This window comes from Blautia sp. AF14-40 (genome assembly GCF_003479665.1).
GTDB classification, from domain to species: Bacteria; Bacillota; Clostridia; order Lachnospirales; family Lachnospiraceae; genus Fusicatenibacter; species Fusicatenibacter saccharivorans.
The window spans coordinates 227,182-243,538 of the sequence record NZ_QUHK01000001.1; the positions used below are offsets into that span (position 1 = coordinate 227,182).

12 protein-coding genes and 1 other RNA gene are annotated in these 16,357 nt (G+C 48.9%); all 13 read left to right on the forward strand.

Annotated features, from left to right (window positions below):
* Positions 1–46 precede the first annotated feature (46 nt).
* The 13 genes from cooS to DWW13_RS01190 all read left to right on the forward strand — a co-directional run bounded on the left by cooS (position 47) and on the right by DWW13_RS01190 (position 15,963).
* Positions 47–1,939, forward strand: a complete 1,893-nt coding sequence (gene cooS, locus DWW13_RS01130; protein WP_117760360.1) for an anaerobic carbon-monoxide dehydrogenase catalytic subunit — start codon at positions 47–49, stop codon at positions 1,937–1,939.
* A gap of 62 nt (positions 1,940–2,001) precedes the next feature.
* A complete protein-coding gene (locus tag DWW13_RS01135; protein ID WP_022462428.1) occupies positions 2,002–2,790 on the forward strand; it encodes an ATP-binding protein in 789 nt (262 codons plus the stop codon).
* 15 nt (positions 2,791–2,805) lie between these two features.
* Positions 2,806–4,935, forward strand: a complete 2,130-nt coding sequence (acsB, locus tag DWW13_RS01140; protein WP_022462427.1) for an acetyl-CoA decarbonylase/synthase complex subunit alpha/beta — start codon at positions 2,806–2,808, stop codon at positions 4,933–4,935.
* A gap of 298 nt (positions 4,936–5,233) precedes the next feature.
* A complete protein-coding gene (gene acsD / locus DWW13_RS01145; RefSeq protein WP_055226450.1) occupies positions 5,234–6,175 on the forward strand; it encodes an acetyl-CoA decarbonylase/synthase complex subunit delta in 942 nt (313 codons plus the stop codon).
* 37 nt (positions 6,176–6,212) lie between these two features.
* Complete coding sequence (gene acsC, locus DWW13_RS01150) at positions 6,213–7,568, forward strand: acetyl-CoA decarbonylase/synthase complex subunit gamma (protein ID WP_022462425.1); 1,356 nt, start codon at positions 6,213–6,215, stop codon at positions 7,566–7,568.
* A 93-nt stretch (positions 7,569–7,661) separates the two neighbouring features.
* Entirely contained in the window at positions 7,662–8,447 is a 786-nt protein-coding gene (gene acsE / locus DWW13_RS01155) for a carbon monoxide dehydrogenase/acetyl-CoA synthase methytransferase subunit (protein ID WP_022462424.1), read from the forward strand.
* A 137-nt stretch (positions 8,448–8,584) separates the two neighbouring features.
* A complete protein-coding gene (acsV, locus tag DWW13_RS01160; RefSeq protein ID WP_118600600.1) occupies positions 8,585–10,510 on the forward strand; it encodes a corrinoid activation/regeneration protein AcsV in 1,926 nt (641 codons plus the stop codon).
* Between the two features lie 94 nt (positions 10,511–10,604).
* On the forward strand, positions 10,605–11,276 hold the full coding sequence (locus DWW13_RS01165) for a DUF3786 domain-containing protein (protein ID WP_055226447.1): 672 nt from the start codon (positions 10,605–10,607) through the stop codon (positions 11,274–11,276).
* 61 nt (positions 11,277–11,337) lie between these two features.
* Complete coding sequence (locus DWW13_RS01170) at positions 11,338–11,970, forward strand: cyclodeaminase/cyclohydrolase family protein (RefSeq protein WP_055218112.1); 633 nt, start codon at positions 11,338–11,340, stop codon at positions 11,968–11,970.
* Positions 11,971–12,057: 87 nt separating this feature from the next.
* Positions 12,058–12,909 (forward strand): bifunctional 5,10-methylenetetrahydrofolate dehydrogenase/5,10-methenyltetrahydrofolate cyclohydrolase, encoded by an 852-nt coding sequence (locus DWW13_RS01175; RefSeq protein WP_117509041.1) that lies wholly within the window; start codon positions 12,058–12,060, stop codon positions 12,907–12,909.
* A gap of 171 nt (positions 12,910–13,080) precedes the next feature.
* On the forward strand, positions 13,081–14,550 hold the full coding sequence (gene spoIVA, locus DWW13_RS01180; RefSeq protein WP_022461834.1) for a stage IV sporulation protein A: 1,470 nt from the start codon (positions 13,081–13,083) through the stop codon (positions 14,548–14,550).
* Positions 14,551–14,654: 104 nt separating this feature from the next.
* A non-coding RNA gene (ssrS, locus tag DWW13_RS01185) (6S RNA) lies at positions 14,655–14,849 on the forward strand.
* A 70-nt stretch (positions 14,850–14,919) separates the two neighbouring features.
* The gene (locus DWW13_RS01190) at positions 14,920–15,963 is read left to right on the forward strand and encodes an aldose epimerase family protein (RefSeq protein ID WP_055218365.1); all 1,044 of its coding nucleotides are present in this window, start codon (positions 14,920–14,922) and stop codon (positions 15,961–15,963) included.
* The last annotated feature ends 394 nt before the right edge of the window (positions 15,964–16,357 follow it).

Below are 16,357 nucleotides of genomic sequence, written 5' to 3' on the forward strand. Positions count from 1 at the left end.
TGTTTTTACCATAAAAATATTAAAATACAATCTTGAGGAGGACAAGATGAGCGAATTCAAATTAACAAGCGTAGAAGAATTCGAACAGGCCACGAATGAGCTCCTGGAAAATGGTGCAAAGGTTGGCGCTGACGCATGGCAGTTTCGTGTAAAAAACCAGACCCCGCACTGTAAATTCGGTGAGCAGGGAACCTGCTGCCGTATCTGTACGATGGGACCTTGCCGTATTACACCAAAGGCACCGAGAGGAATCTGCGGATGCGATGTACACGGTATTGTAGGACGTAACTTCCTGCGCTTTACAGCAGGCGGTTCCGCAACACATTCCGATCATGGCCGTGAGATCTGCCACACACTGCATGAGGCTGATCCAAACGGAAACTACAAAGTAAAAGATCCGGAGAAACTGATCCGTATTGCAAAAGAGTGGGGCGTAGAGACAGAAGGAAAAGATATCTATGATCTGGCACATGAGATGTCCGAGCTGGCTCTTTTAGAGTATGGTAAACCGTTCGGAACACAGAGATTCCTGAAACGTGCTCCGCAGCATACACAGGAAATCTGGGAGAGAGAAGAAATCGCACCGCGTGCGATTGACCGTGAGGTTGCATGTTCTCTTCATATGACCCATATGGGATGTTCTTCCCTTCCGGAAGCACTCGTTCGCCAGTCCCTTCGTTCCGGACTTTCCGATGGATGGGGCGGCTCCATGATGGGTACCGAGTTCTCTGACGTACTGTTCGGAACTCCAAAGCCGATCGAAACCGAGGCAAACCTTGGTGTTATGAAAGAAGATGAAGTAAATATCATCGTTCATGGCCATGATCCGTCACTTTCCGAGATGATCTGCGAATACGCAGACGATCCGGAGATGATCGCATATGCAAAAGAAATGGGAGCAAAGGGAATCAACGTAGCAGGTGTCTGCTGTACTTCCAATGAAGTAGCAATGCGCCGCGGCGTGCCGATGGCAGGTAACTTCCTGCAGCAGGAAAACGTGGTACTGACCGGTGCCTGCGAGGCCATCGTTGTTGACGTACAGTGTATTTTCCCGGCCCTTGGACCTTTAAGCAAATGTTTCCATACTAAATTCGTTACCACCAGCCCGATTGCGCAGATGCCGGATGCAGAATACATTCGTTTCAACGCAAAAACAGCAGGTGAGAATGCAAAAGCCATCGTAAAAATGGCAATTGAAAACTTTAAAAACCGGAAACCGGAGCTGGTACATATCCCGCATATGAAGCAGAAAGCAACCGTGGGATACTCTTTTGAGTCCATCATTAAGACTCTGGATAAAGTAACCAATTCCCAGGTTGACCAGACCGGAACTCTGATGCCGCTGTGGCAGTGTGTGGCATCCGGCGTTATCCGCGGTGCAGTTGCCATGGTAGGATGCAACAACCCGAAAGTCCGTCCGGACACCGCTCACATCGAGCTGATGAAGAAGCTGATCGCGCACGACGTTATCATCGTTGCTTCCGGATGCTCTGCACAGGCAGCAGCAAGAGCAGGTCTGATGGACAAACGTGCTAAAGATCTCTGCGGTGCAGGCCTGAAACGTGTCTGCGAGCTGGCTGATATCCCGCCGGTACTCCACATGGGATCCTGCGTTGATATCTCCCGTATGATGGTTCTTGTAGCAGAACTTGCTAAAATCGGTAATGTCAATATTTCCCAGCTTCCGGTTGTCGGATGTGCTCCGGAGTGGATGTCTGAGAAAGCAGTTTCCATCGGAAACTATGTTGTAGCAACCGGTATCGATACTTACCTTGGCGTAGAGCCGTACGTATCCGGATCCACTGAGGTAACAGGACTTCTGACCAACGGTGTCCGCGACTGGGTTGAGGCAGCTTACACAGTAGAAAAAGACATCGACAAGCTGGGCGATGCAATGCTCGCACGAATCGAAGAGAAACGTGCCGCACTCGGCGTATAAAAAGGACAGGGCGGTCCCTGACGTAAAAAGAGACCGCCCTTTTTGAAGTGAAAAGGTGTAAAATGAAAATAGCAGTAACTGGAAAGGGTGGCGTAGGAAAAACAACCATCGCAGCGACCCTTGCAAGACTTTATGCAGAAGAAGGCCATCCGGTTCTGGCTGCAGATGTCGATCCGGATGCCAATCTGGGCCTTGCGCTTGGATTTCCGGAAGAAATCCTCGATTCGATCGTTCCGATTACCAAAATGAGAAAACTGATCGAAGAGCGCACCGAGGCAAGTGCAGACAACCGGTTTTACAAAATAAATCCGAGAGTAAGTGATATTCCCGATAAATACAGCAAAGAGTACAACGGAGTCAAACTCCTGACGCTTGGCACCGTGGAGACGGCCGGAAGCGGCTGTGTCTGCCCGGAGCATGTGATGCTGCGGAGAATCATCAACAGCCTGGTCCTTCACAGAGGGGATGTTGTCATCCTCGACATGGAAGCAGGCCTTGAGCATCTGGGAAGAGGAACGACGGAGGGCATGGATATGTTCATCGTAGTCATCGAGCCGGGTGCAAGAAGTATTCAGACCTATAAGAATGTCAAACGTCTGGCCGAAGAGCTTGGCGTTCATCAGGTTCATGTCGTGGCAAACAAAGTACGCGACGAAAAAGATGAGGCATTCATACAGGACCGTATCCCCCCGGAGGATCTTCTGGGCATGGTCCACTACAACCCGGAAATTATGGAAGCGGACAGGGAAGGTTCGTCTCCATATGATTACAGCGCGGCTGCAGTAGAAGAGATACGGAAAATAAAAACAAAAATCGATAAGTCAAACATGCCTGGCATGGAAAAAGTGTGATAGGAGGAAAAACACATGACATTATTCGAGAGAGTATTTGGCGGAAATGATGCAGTATACGGTCTTACCGAAGCTGCCGTTGATGCCGCAATCGCAGCAAACGGAGAGGAAAAAGCAGTCAGCTTCCCGGACACTGCTTACGCACTTCCGTGTTACTATGCTGTAACAGGAGTAAAGGTTACCAACTTAAAAGAGATGAAAGAGGCTCTTGGCGTGGTAAAATCTCTGATGACAAGAGAAAATCAGCTGAATGATGTATTTATGTCCGGTGTTGCAACTGCACTCTGCGCAGAGTTCATCGAGGCAATTAAATACATCGACGGTGCAAAACCATATGATGAGCCGTGCTACGGCCATTTAAGCGATGCCATCATCCGTGAGCTTGGTGTGCCGCTTGTAACAGGCGATATCCCGGGCGTAGCTGTTATCCTTGGAAGCGCTCCGACCGCACAGGAAGGCGTGGATCTGGTTAAGAGCTATCAGGCACAGGGTATTCTTGTAACACTGGTTGGCGGAATCATTGATCAGTGTCAGGAACTGGGATACAAGACCGGCGCAAACGTACGTGTCATCCCGCTTGGAAAAGACGTAACATCTGTTATCCATGCTGTATCCGTAGCAATCCGTGCAGCCCTGATCTTCGGTAACGTAACTGCAGGCGATGCAGGCGCACTGATGACCTACACCAAAGACCGTGTACCGGCATTCGTAAATGCTTTTGCTCCTCTGGATGATGTGATCGTTGCATGCGGCGCTGGTGCGATTGCACTTGGCTTTCCGGTTATCACAAACGATGACAAAGACGTTCCGGCTATTCCGAAGAGCCTTATTATCCAGAAGGACGTTTCCAAATTCAACGCAACTTCTCTGGAAGCACGCGATATCAAGATCAAAATCACCAACATTGATATCCCGGTTGCATTCGCATCTGCATTCGAGGGTGAAATCATCCGCCGTGGTGATATGCAGGTTGAGTTTGACGGTTCCCGCGTAGACTGCTGCGAGCTGGTTCAGACAAAAGATGCTTCCGAAGTAGAAGATCACAAGATCGAGCTGATCGGACCGGACATCGACGAGTTCGAAGTAGGTTCCAAGCACAGCATTGCATACGTTGTTGAGGTTGCCGGAAAGAGCATGCAGCCGGATTTCGAGCCTGTATTTGAGCGTAAATTCCACAGCTACCTGAACTGCATCGAAGGTGTGATGCATACCGGACAGCGTGATATGATCCGTATCCGTGTCAGCAAAGAAGCTTTCAACGCAGGCTTCCGTGCAAAACACTTCGGAGAAGTTCTGTACGCACAGGTGAAGAACGAGTTCGAGGCTGTTGTTGACAAATGCCAGGTTAAGATCTACACCAATCCGGAAGACTGTACCAAGATCCGCCACGAAATTGCAATCCCGGTATTCGACAAACGTGACGAGCGTCTGTCTACCATGACAGATGAATCCGTACCGGTATACTACAGCTGTATCATGTGCCAGGCATTCTCCCCGAGCCATGTATGTGTTGTTACACCAGAGCGTCTCGGACTTTGCGGTGCTGTTTCATGGCTGGATGCAAAAGCTACCAACGAGCTGGATCCGAACGGACCTTGCCAGGTTATCACAAAAGAAAAAGTAATCGATGAGAGAATCGGTGAGTACGAGGATGTTAACGAGGCTGTTCGTAAACTTTCCCAGGGTGCTCTTGATGATGTATCTCTGTACTCCATCATGGAAAAACCAATGACATCCTGCGGATGCTTCGAGTGTATCTGTGGTATCGAGCCGTTCTCCAACGGTGTCTGCATCGCAAACCGTGAGTACGCAGGCATGACTCCTCTGGGAATGACTTTCTCCGAGCTGGCTTCCATGACAGGCGGCGGTGTTCAGACTCCTGGATTCATGGGACACGGCAAACACTTTATCGCTTCCAAGAAGTTTATGAAAGCAGAAGGCGGTGTTGCCCGTATCGTATGGATGCCGAAAGAGCTGAAAGAGCAGGTTGCAGAGAAACTGAATGAAACAGCAAAAGAGCTGTACGGTATCGACAACTTTACCGATATGATCGGTGATGAGACCATCGCAGAAGATCCGGAGACACTGGTTGCATTCCTGACCGAGAAAGGTCATCCGGCACTTGGCATGGATCCAATGATGTAATTCGTATTTTACAGGCTTATCCTGTGAAAGAATAAGCAGACCGGCATGGCTTGGGAGGGGATTCCAAAGCGGAGGAGGAAGCCCTTTCCGGCACATGCCGGCAGCTGTAAAGTGATTTTCTGGGAAAAAACGGCTGACGAAAAGAAAACGGATACTTTTTGTCAGAAAATCTTGGAAAATATCCTGGTAAATCTTGCATTCTCCGGGAAAAAACGTTAAAATAATAACAGGTGTGTCCATGAAGCGGAATCATGGAGATATGCCTGTATGGAATTTTATTTTTAAGGAGGCTTTTTTTATGCCGTTTAATCGCAAACCACAAAAGTTTAATGCAGCAATTAAATCCGTTGTAATCGGCAGCGGAGACAAAACCGTAACTCTTGGCGGAGAAAACGTATTACCATTCTATGCTTTCGACGGTGAAATCAAAAACGGACCGAAGGTCGGCGTTGAAATCACAGACCTTGGTATGGAAGGAGAACCGGAAAGCGTAAAAGCATACTATGAAGGTGCAGCTACCATGGGCGAGATTGCAAAAAAAGCAGCAGCTATGGAAGGTGCAGATTTCCTCTGCCTTCGTCTGGCAGGCGGAGACCCGAACGGTCTGAACAAATCGGTAGAAGAACTCATTGAGACAGTCAAAGAGGTTGCTGATGCCGTTGACGTGCCGCTTGTTGTAGAAGGATGTAAAAACGTTGAGAAGGATTCCGAACTGCTCACAAAAGTAGCAGAGGTCCTTCAGGGAAGAAACGTTCTTGTTATGTCCGCAAGAGAAGAAGATTACAAGGCAGTTGGTGCAGCCGCAGGTCTGGCATACAACCAGAAAGTCGGCGCTGAGTCCGCTGTAGATATCAACCTTGCAAAACAGCTGAATGTTGTTATGACCCAGCTCGGTGTCAGCGCAGACAGCATTGTTATGAACGTAGGTTCTGCAGCAGTCGGATACGGATATGAGTACGTAGTATCTACACTGGACCGTATCAAAGCAGCAGCATTATCCCAGGACGATAAAATGCTGCAGATGCCAATTATTACTCCAATCGCTTCTGAGACATGGAATGTAAAAGAGGCAATGGCAACAGAAGAGGAATCTCCGGAATGGGGAAATCAGGAAGTACGAGGAGTCTCTATGGAGATTCAGACAGCAGCCGCATCTCTGGCTTCTGGTTCTGATGCAGTTATCCTCAAACATCCACAGTCTGTTGCAACCATTTCCAAAATGATTCAGGAACTGATGTAATCAGTACGTAAGGAAGAGATTAGGAGGATAAAGAATTATGGCATTATCAGGTATTCAGATTTTTAAAATGACCCCAAAGAAAAACTGTAAGGAGTGCGGATGTCCGACCTGTATGGCATTCTCCATGAAGGTTGCACAGGGCGCTATGGATATTTCAGCGTGCCCATATATGTCTGACGACGCTATGGCACAGCTTTCCGAAGCTACCGCACCGCCAATGAAGACGATCAAAGTCGGAACCGGCGACAGTGAGTACACTCTTGGCGGAGAGACGGTCCTCTATCGTCATGAGAAAACATTTGTAAGCAAAACCCGTTATGCGGTATCTCTCTGCAGCTGCATGTCTGACGAAGAGATCGATGCAAAACTGGAAGAAGACAAAAAAGTTGATTACGACCGTATCGGTGAGCGTATGTGCGCAGAGATGCTGTATGTAAACTATGCCGGAAATGGCGTAGACAAATACGTATCTCTTGTAACGAAAGCAGCAGCAACCGGAAAAGTTCTGGTACTTGGCTGTGAAGACGCAGATGCTGCAAAAGCTGCTCTGGAAGTATGCAAAGCAGGCAAACCGATCCTGAATGGTGCAAATGCATCCAACTATGAAGAGATGAGCAAACTTGCCACAGAGGCAGGCGTTGTTCTCGGCGTTAGCGGCGCAAACATTGATGAGCTTCACGACACCGTAGAAGCAATCGAGAAACTCGGCAACAAGAACCTTGTTCTTGATACCACAGAAGCGACCATCAAAGAGACTTTCGCTACTACCGTACAGGTAAGACGTGCATCCTTAAAGGATACAGACCGTACCTTCGGTTATCCGTCTATTGTAAATCTGGCAAAAATCGCACAGGGCGACAGATATATGCAGCAGGCACTGCTTTCCCTGTTCACCATGAAATACGGTTCCATCATCGTTCTTGAGGAGATGGGATACGCAGAGGCACTTCCGGTATTCGGACTTCGCCAGAACGTATTTACCGATCCGCAGAAACCGATGAAAGTAGAGCCGGGCATCTACCCGCTGAACGGCGCAGATGAAAATTCGATCTGCCTGACCACAGTAGACTTTGCCCTGACCTATTTCCTGGTATCCGGAGAGCTCGAGAGATCCGGAGTTCCGGTTAACCTTGTAATCAACGATGCCGGCGGACTTTCCGTACTGACTTCCTGGGCAGCAGGTAAATTCTCCGGTAACTCTATCTCCAAATTCTTCAAAGAGAATGTAGAAGATAAAGTAAAATCCAGAAAAGTTATCATTCCTGGTAAAGTAGCCGTATTAAAGGGCGACATTGAGTCCAAACTTCCTGGATGGGAAGTAATCGTTGCTCCGCTTGAGGCAGTTCAGCTTGTGAAATTCATGAAAGATCTGCAGGCAAACGGAGAACTGTAATACATAAAAAATCCGGGAGGAACTCCGGTATCCGGAAGTTTCTTCCGTGAAAAAATAATTATGGGGGATTCCCAAAAGAAAAGGAGAAGAGATATGGCAAAATTTGTAACCATCGGCGAAAGACTTTCCGTTACAGCTCCTACTGTAAACAAAGCATTCGCAGCAAGAGATGAAGAGCCAATTTTAAAGAGAGCAAAACAGCAGCTGGACGCTGGTGCCGTTTACCTTGATGTAAACATCGGACCGGCTGAAAATGATGGAGAGGACATTATGAAGTGGGCTGTTGAGCTGCTGCAGAGCAATTTTGACAATGTTCCGCTGGCTCTGGATACATCCAACAAAAAAGCAATTGAGGCTGGTATCTCTGTATACAATCGTTCCAAAGGAAAACCGATCGTAAACTCTGCAGATGCTGCAGGAAGAATCGAGTACGTTGACCTTGCGGCTGCAAACGATGCAATCGTTATTGCACTTTGCAACGGTGAAGGAATTGCAAAAGACAACGACGAGCGTATGATGTACTGCCAGACCCTTCTGGAAAGAGGTATGGAGCATGGTATGGAGCCGACCGATCTGTGGTTTGACCCGCTGTTTCTGGTTGTAAAAGGAATGCAGGACAAACAGATGGAAGTTCTTGAGTGCATCAAGATGTTCAGCGATATGGGACTGAATTCTACCGGCGGACTTTCCAACAACTCCAACGGTATGCCGAAAAACATCCGTCCGATCATGGATTCCGCACTTGTAGCTATGGCTATGATGCAGGGTCTGACCAGCGCCATCGTTAACCCGAATGACCTGAGACTGATGGAGACCATTAAATCCTGTGACGTATTCAAAGGCAACACTCTGTATGCAGATTCTTATCTGGAGCTTTAATCTTTAAATCTCGCAGGTTTTCCCCTGATGGTGCCGCAGCGTTTGCGAAAACCTGAGGCACCATCAGGGGTTTTTCTATCTAAAAGCGGAAAAATAAAAAAAGCGGAGAATATATACGACTGGGGGATTTACAGATTATGGCAAAAGTAACCTTTCGATTTGAAGAAGGAGAACCGGTAGTCACCTACGCAACCGAGGGTGAGCGCCTTCTTGAAGTAGCGCAGAAGAGCAATGTGCCGATTGATGCACCGTGTTCCGGAAACGCATCGTGCGGTAAATGCCGCGTTCGTCTTGTGAGCGGTGAGCTGGATTCCAAAATAACCCGCCATATTTCTGAGGAAGAATATCAGAATGGCTGGAGACTGGCGTGCGTCAGCACCGTCAAAGGCGATGTTGAAGTGGAAGTGCCGGACATTGCATCCGCTTACCGGAGCCGCATGAAAGTGGCAGACCTTAGTTCACCGAGTGAAATTGCAATTTTTGAAGATACGAAAAAGAAAATTACAGACGCCGGCCTGGAATTGAAAAACAGCATGCAGGTGATTACAATCTCAATGGAAGAGCCTACTCTGGATGATACGATGCCGGATAACGAGAGAGTAACCTGGGCTGTACAGGCAGCGACGGGGCTTGAACGGGTACGGATTCCGTACTCTGTACTGAAAAAAATGCCGGATGTCCTTCGGGAATCCCATTTTCAGGCACAGTGTGTCGTCCGGGTTACGGCAAATGACGTCTTTTTATACGATATGCTTCCAATGGAAGCAAAAGCAGTGGTCGGTGGTCTCGTTGTCGACATCGGAACAACGACAGTTTCTGCACTGATCGTGGATATGCTGAGCGGAGAAATCCTGGCAAAAGCCTCTTCCGGAAACGGACAGATCCGGTATGGTGCGGATGTTATCAACCGTATCATTGAATCCCAGAAACCGGGAGGCCATGAAAGACTGCAGAATGCAATCATCAAAGAAACCTTAAACCCGATGATTTCCAACATGTGCCGCGCAGCGAAAATCAGCAGTCAGCAGATTTACCGTGCGGCGATTGCCGGAAACACTACCATGGAGCATCTGATGATGGGCATCAATGCAGATCCGCTTCGGATGGAGCCGTATATTCCTGCCTTCTTTAAAACAAACTCACTGTTTGCATCGGACGTCAATCTTGCGATTCATCCGGACGCCCATATCATTCTGGCACCGAACATCGGAAGCTATGTGGGCGGAGATATTACTGCCGGCGCGTTGGTCAGCATGATCTGGAACCGGCCGGAGATGAGTCTTTTTATTGACCTTGGTACCAATGGCGAGCTTGCATTTGGAAACTCTGACTTTATGGTAAGCTGTGCCTGCTCGGCCGGACCGGCCTTTGAGGGCGGCGATATCAGCTGTGGTATGCGTGCGACCGACGGTGCGATTGAAAAATGTACGATCGATCCGGAGACGATGGAACCTTCGTACCATGTTATCGGAGATGAGGGAACGAAGCCGATTGGTCTTTGCGGTTCCGGAATCATCGATGTAATTGCAGCGCTGTTCCGTGCGAAAATGGTTAATCCGAAGGGAAAATTTATCCGGGAAGGCAGACGGATCTGCCACGACAAATATGGCATGGGAAGCTATGTCATCGCCTTTGAAGAGGAAGCCGGAAGCGTCCGCGACGTTGAGATTACAGAAGTAGATATCGACAACTTTATCCGTGCCAAGGGCGCGATTTTCTCAGCGATCCGTACGATGCTGAACTATCTGGATATGGATGTTTCCATGATCGAGGAGGTTTACGTAGCGGGCGGTATCGGAAGCGGCATCAACATGAAAAATGCCGTTACCATCGGTATGTTTCCGGACATCCCGCTGGAAAAATTCCATTACATTGGTAACTCTTCCCTGACCGGTGCGTACTCAATGCTTTTATCGACAGCAGCAGAGAAGAAAACGTATGAGGTTGCCCGGAACATGACATATCTGGAACTCTCTACGGTACCAACCTATATGGATGAATTTGTAGCGGCGTGCTTCCTGCCGCACACAGACACGACGATGTTCCCGTCTGTGGAAGCATAAAACGGAAGCAGAACTTGCTGTTACGATTCAAGGTGAAACACATGTGGTTTTGCTTTGAATTGTGGCGAACCTTTTTGAGAGGAATTGGATTTACATGGCAGTAGACTTAAATTACGAAAAAGACAGCAAAGAGCGTATTCCGTATGAGCATTATCTGGAAGTGTATCAGAATGCAGATCCAAAAGAGATTTCCAGCCGGTGCGACGTTCCGTATGATGCGGAAAAACAGGAGTTTACCGTTTCCCTGATGGGTGTTTCCTACCGGATTTCGTGGCCGGAGTACAACGTATTTCATATTGGAGATGATGGAAGCGTTTCGCCGATAATTGGCTGGTATCCACTCGAGAAAAAACCGAATGCAAAAATTTTGGTATTGCGTTATCTGACAGAGGGCGGAGCTGCTCCGTCTACCGGAAAATTTTTGACGTACCGGGAGATTCCGTGGGGAGAAGTTTATTTTAAACAGTTCCAGGGAAGATGCCTGTTCCGTCTTGCGTTTGGCTTTGGCGGAAAGCTGGATGCATTCCGTGAAATCATGGAACGTGTCGGCGCTCAGGCGATTTCATCCGGTGATGTCGGATATGAGCTGGAGTTTATGAAAGGGCTTTTTGTACGACTGATTTTATGGGCAGGAGATGATGAGTTTCCGCCGTCCGCGCAGATCCTCTTTTCGGACAATTTCCCGGCTGCATTTACGCAGGGAGAGGATATGGCGGTTGTGGGAGATGTCACAATTGATATGCTGAAGGCTCTGGCTGCAAAATAGTTATGGTTTGAGGCCATCAGGATGGCTTCTGGATCGAAAAAAATAAGCGGAGGAAAATAACATGGGATTTTCAACAGTACCTTGCAATGAGTTTGTAGAAGTGCTCGGTTCCAAAGCACCGGTTCCGGGCGGTGGCGGAGCTTCTGCACTGGTTGGCGCTGTCGGCACAGCGCTTGGCAACATGGTTGGTGCGCTGACAGTAGGTAAAAAGAAATATGCGGATGTCGAAGAGGAAATGAAAGAGCTGATGGCGAAAGCAACCACGCTTCAGGACGAACTGCTTCACCTGATCGAGCGCGATGCAGAAGTGTTCGAACCGCTCTCCAAAGCATACGGCATGCCGCGCGAGACAGAGGAGGAGAAGGCAGAAAAAGCAAGAGTCATGGAGATTGTGCTGAAGGATGCCTGCTCTGTTCCAATGGAAATTATGGAAAAATGCTGCGAAGCAATCGACCTGATCGTAGAATTTGCAGCAAAAGGTTCTGCACTTGCGATCAGTGACGCAGGTGTTGGCGCAGCATTCTGCAAAGCAGCCTTAGAGGGTGCTTCCCTGAATGTATATATCAACACGAAATCTATGAAAAACCGGGAATATGCAGAAGAACTGAATCGAAAATGCGATGAAATGCTTGCGGTCTATACCGTAAAAGCAGACGAGATTTTCCGGAACGTACTGGGAAGACTGAAAGCCTGAAAACAAACGGCCAGAGAAGCTTCCCGGCAGCAAGCGGGTTGCAAAAGGAGTTCTCTTTGACCGAAAAGAAAAGCGGAGGATAAAAAAATGGCAAAACAGTTATTAGGAAAAGAAGTAACAGCAGCATTAAATGAGAAGATCAAAGCAAATGTAGCAGAGCTGGAAGCAAAAGGAGTAAAACCGACTCTCGGAATCATCCGTGTCGGAGAGAGAGAGGATGACCTTTCCTACGAAAGAGGAGCAACCAAACGCTGTGAGACCTTAGGCGTTGCATACGAGAAATTCCTTCTCCCGGCAGACGTTACCCAGGAAGAGCTGATGGCTACCATCGATAAAGTAAACAAAGACGATTCCATCCACGGCGTTCTGATTTTCCGTCCGCTTCCGAAACATCTCGATGAGGCAGCAGTCATCAAAGCACTCTCCCCGGAGAAGGACGTAGACGGTATCACAGACGGTTCCATGGTAGGCGTATTCGCCGGAACAAAACAGGGCTTCCCGCCATGTACTCCGCAGGCCTGCATGGAGATCCTCGACCACTACGGCATCGACTGCACCGGTAAAAAAGCCGTTGTCGTAGGCCGCAGCCTCGTTGTAGGAAAACCGGCAGCCATGATGCTGTTAAAGAAAAACGCAACCGTAACCATCTGCCATACCAGAACGAAAGACATGCCGTCTGTAGTTAAAGAGGCAGATATCGTGATCGTAGCAGCAGGCCGTGCAGGTGTTGTAGATGATACTTACCTGTGTGCAGGCCAGACCGTTATTGATGTCGGAATCAACGTAAACGAAGAAGGAAAACTCTGCGGAGACGTTGCATACGCAAAAGCTGAGCCGATCGTTGAGGCAATCACACCGGTTCCAGGCGGCGTAGGATCCGTTACCACATCTGTTCTGGTCGGCCATGTGGTAGAGGCTGCCATGAGAAAAAACAGCTGATCATAGGCTGAAGATAAGAAAGTGACAGAAAAAAGGCACTGTGCGTCCGAAAAAAGGGCGGCGGTGCCTTTTTTGCGTGCGCGGCAGTGCAGTTTTGGTGATAGGAGAGGGGGCCGGCTCATAGAATATAACAGTACATAGCAACAAAGATCAAAAGGGGGACAATAGCGCATGGATGCATATTCAGTATACCGCGATATTCAGAAACGAACGAAGGGCCAGTTCCTGATCGGAGTGGTGGGGCCTGTACGGACGGGAAAGTCCACCCTGATCCGCCGTTTCCTGGAGGTGCTGGCACTGCCGTATCTTTCGGAAAAGGAACAGGCGGAGGTACGGGATGCCCTGCCTTTAAGCGGGGAGGGAAAGACGATCACAACGGTGGAGCCGAAATTTGTGCCGAAAGACGCCGTGGAGCTGCAGCTTGGGGAGGGCGATCCGATCCGGCTGCGACTGATCGACTGCGTCGGCTTTCTGGTGCCGGACGCGGCGGGAAATCTGGAAAATGAGAAGGAGCGGATGGTGAAAACACCGTGGTCCGAGCAGGCGATTCCGTTCCGGGAGGCGGCGGAGATCGGTACGAAGAAGGTGATCGCAGAACATTCCACGATCGGTCTTATGGTGACGTGCGACGGATCGTTCGGCGAGCTGCCGCGGGAGAATTTTCTGCAGGCGGAGGAACGGACCGTTGCGGAGCTCAAAAAGCAGGGAAAGCCCTTCCTGATTCTTGTGAATGCGAAAAAACCGTACCGGGAGGAGACACAGCGGCAGGTAAAGGAGCTTGAAACAAAATTCGGCGTGGCAGCGATGGCGGTGAACTGCGACCAGCTCCGCAAAGAAGATATTCTGCATATGCTCGAAAAGGTGCTGTATGAGTTTCCGCTTCAGCAGATGGAATTTTATATTCCAAAATGGGTGGAGCTTCTTGCCGATGACCATCCGCTGAAGGCAGAGCTGCTGCAGAAGATCCGTGAGATGTGCAGGGAAAAGACGCGCCTGAAGGATGCAGTGGGCGGAAAAACAGCGATTGCCAGTCAGTATGTCAGCCAGACACTGCTGCAGTCGATGGATCTTGCGAGCGGTACGGTGAAGGTGCGGATTGAGGTGAAAGAGCAGTATTATTATGAAATGCTGAGTGTACTTGCCGGCGTGGAGATCAAAGGCGAGTATGATCTGGTGCAGACGATCCGCGAGCTGTCGGCACAGCGGGAAGAGTACCGCAAGGTAGAGGACGCGATTCATGCGGTGCGCGGATGCGGCTACGGCGTCGTGATTCCGGGGAGGGAGGAGATTCAGCTGGAGGAGCCAGCCGTGATCCATCAGGGAAACAAATACGGCGTGAAAATTAAATCGGTGAGCCCGTCGATTCATATGATCAAGGCCAACATCGAGACGGAGATTGCGCCGATCGTCGGAAGTGAGCAGCAGGCGGAGGATCTGATCGCCTATATCAAAGAGAGCGCAAAGAGCCCGGAGGGAATCTGGAATACCAACATTTTCGGCAAATCCGTCGAGCAGCTCGTTGACGACGGCATCCGCAGCAAAATCGCCCAGATCACCGAGGATGGCCAGGCAAAACTCCAGGATTCCATGCAGAAAATTGTCAACGACAGCCGGGGCGGAATGGTGTGTATTATCATTTAATACAAAAGCTGTTCGAATATTTTTGAGTAATTGTGCAATAATACTTGAAAAGCGAACCAAAATAGCGTATAATCCGAATTGTGAAAAGAAAAGAAGAAAAATGTAACTTCCTGGAATGTTCGATGATCTCATTATTTTGAACCTACATTTACTTTAAACGGGAGGCTTATTATTGTCATGTGGATGTCAGGCCACCCTGGAAACAGACGTCAGTGGAAGGCAGAAATGGTGACTGCGGCTACCCACCTAGCTTGCGTTGCTAGGAGTCAAAGTATGGGAAACGGCATTCCGGGGTTACAAAAGAGAAAAAAGAGAATCATGAAAATGGTTCTCTTTTATACGTTACATACAACCAAAAGGAGAAGGAACATGAAAAAACAGGGTTTTGGAACAACAAAAGACGGAAAAGAAGCATTGCTCTACACGCTCTCCAATAAAAACGGAATGGAAATCAGTGTAACCGATTACGGCGCACATCTGGTATCGGTTCTCGTTCCGGATAAGGATGGAAAGAAGAGAGACGTTGTCCTTGGATTTGACTCCGTAACCGGCTATGAGACCGACGGAAGCCATTTTGGAGCCACCATCGGAAGAAACGGAAACCGTATCGCGGGAGCAGCATTTGAACTGCACGGAAAAACATACCAGCTGGCAAAAAATGAGAACAACAACAACCTGCACAGCGGCCCGGACGGATACGATTACCGCCTCTGGAACGTAGAAGAGGCGGATGACAGCGCCGTTACCTTCGTTCTGATGAGCCCGGACGGAGACCAGGGATTCCCGGGAAACTTTGAAGTGTCCGTTACGTATACCCTGACCGATGAGAACGCCGTAGAAATCCACTATGAGGGAAGCTGCGATCAGGATACCGTTGTCAACATGACAAACCACAGCTACTTCAACCTGGCAGGCCACGATGCCGGATCTATTGAGAACCAGACACTTGTCTTAAAAGCGGAGCAGTTCAGCCCGGTGATCGATTCTGCATCCATCCCGACCGGCGAGCATGCACCGGTACAGGGAACCCCGATGGATTTCACCAGCGAGAAAGCAATCGGAGCAGAGATCGAAGCAGATTTCGAACAGCTCAAACTGACCGGCGGCTACGACCACAACTTTATCCTGGACAAGGCTGTCGAGGGAAGCATTGAGCTGATGGCAGTCGCATCCTGCAAAGAGAGCGGCATCACCATGGAAGCCTTCACGGATCTGCCATGCGTTCAGTTCTACGCCGGAAATTTCATTGCTCCGGTTACCGGAAAGAATGGGGTATTCTATGACAAACGCAACGGCTTCTGCCTGGAATCTCAGTATGTGCCGAATGCCATCAACCAGGAGGGTGAGGAGAAACCGATCCTCGAGGCAGGCGATACTTACGACACCACAACCGTATACAAATTCATTTTCTAAGATCCTATTTTATAGCAATCCTCGAAAATAATGCAAAAAATTCAGCACCGCAGAGCGTGAATTACTGCGTCACAGATTTTCGTCGTACCCCGGTACGCCTTCAAATCTGTTCCTTGCAATTCGCGCTCTGCAGCACTGCCTTTTTTGCATTATTTTCGGGTCTTGCTATAGAAACAGCATAAAAAAGCTCCCTTCCTGCAGCGTCCTGTGAAAACAGGAGCGCAGGCGGGGAGCCTTTTTATGGGAAAATATGCAGAAAACGAATTCTGAAAAAACAGAAAAAGAAAAGACCCTGTTTTCGAATCCAACAGAATCTTACCAGTTATGTCATATTCTTTTCAGAGGTGGGTAACCGCTTCGCCATCTGAATCAACCTGCAAGCGGAATAGCAGAC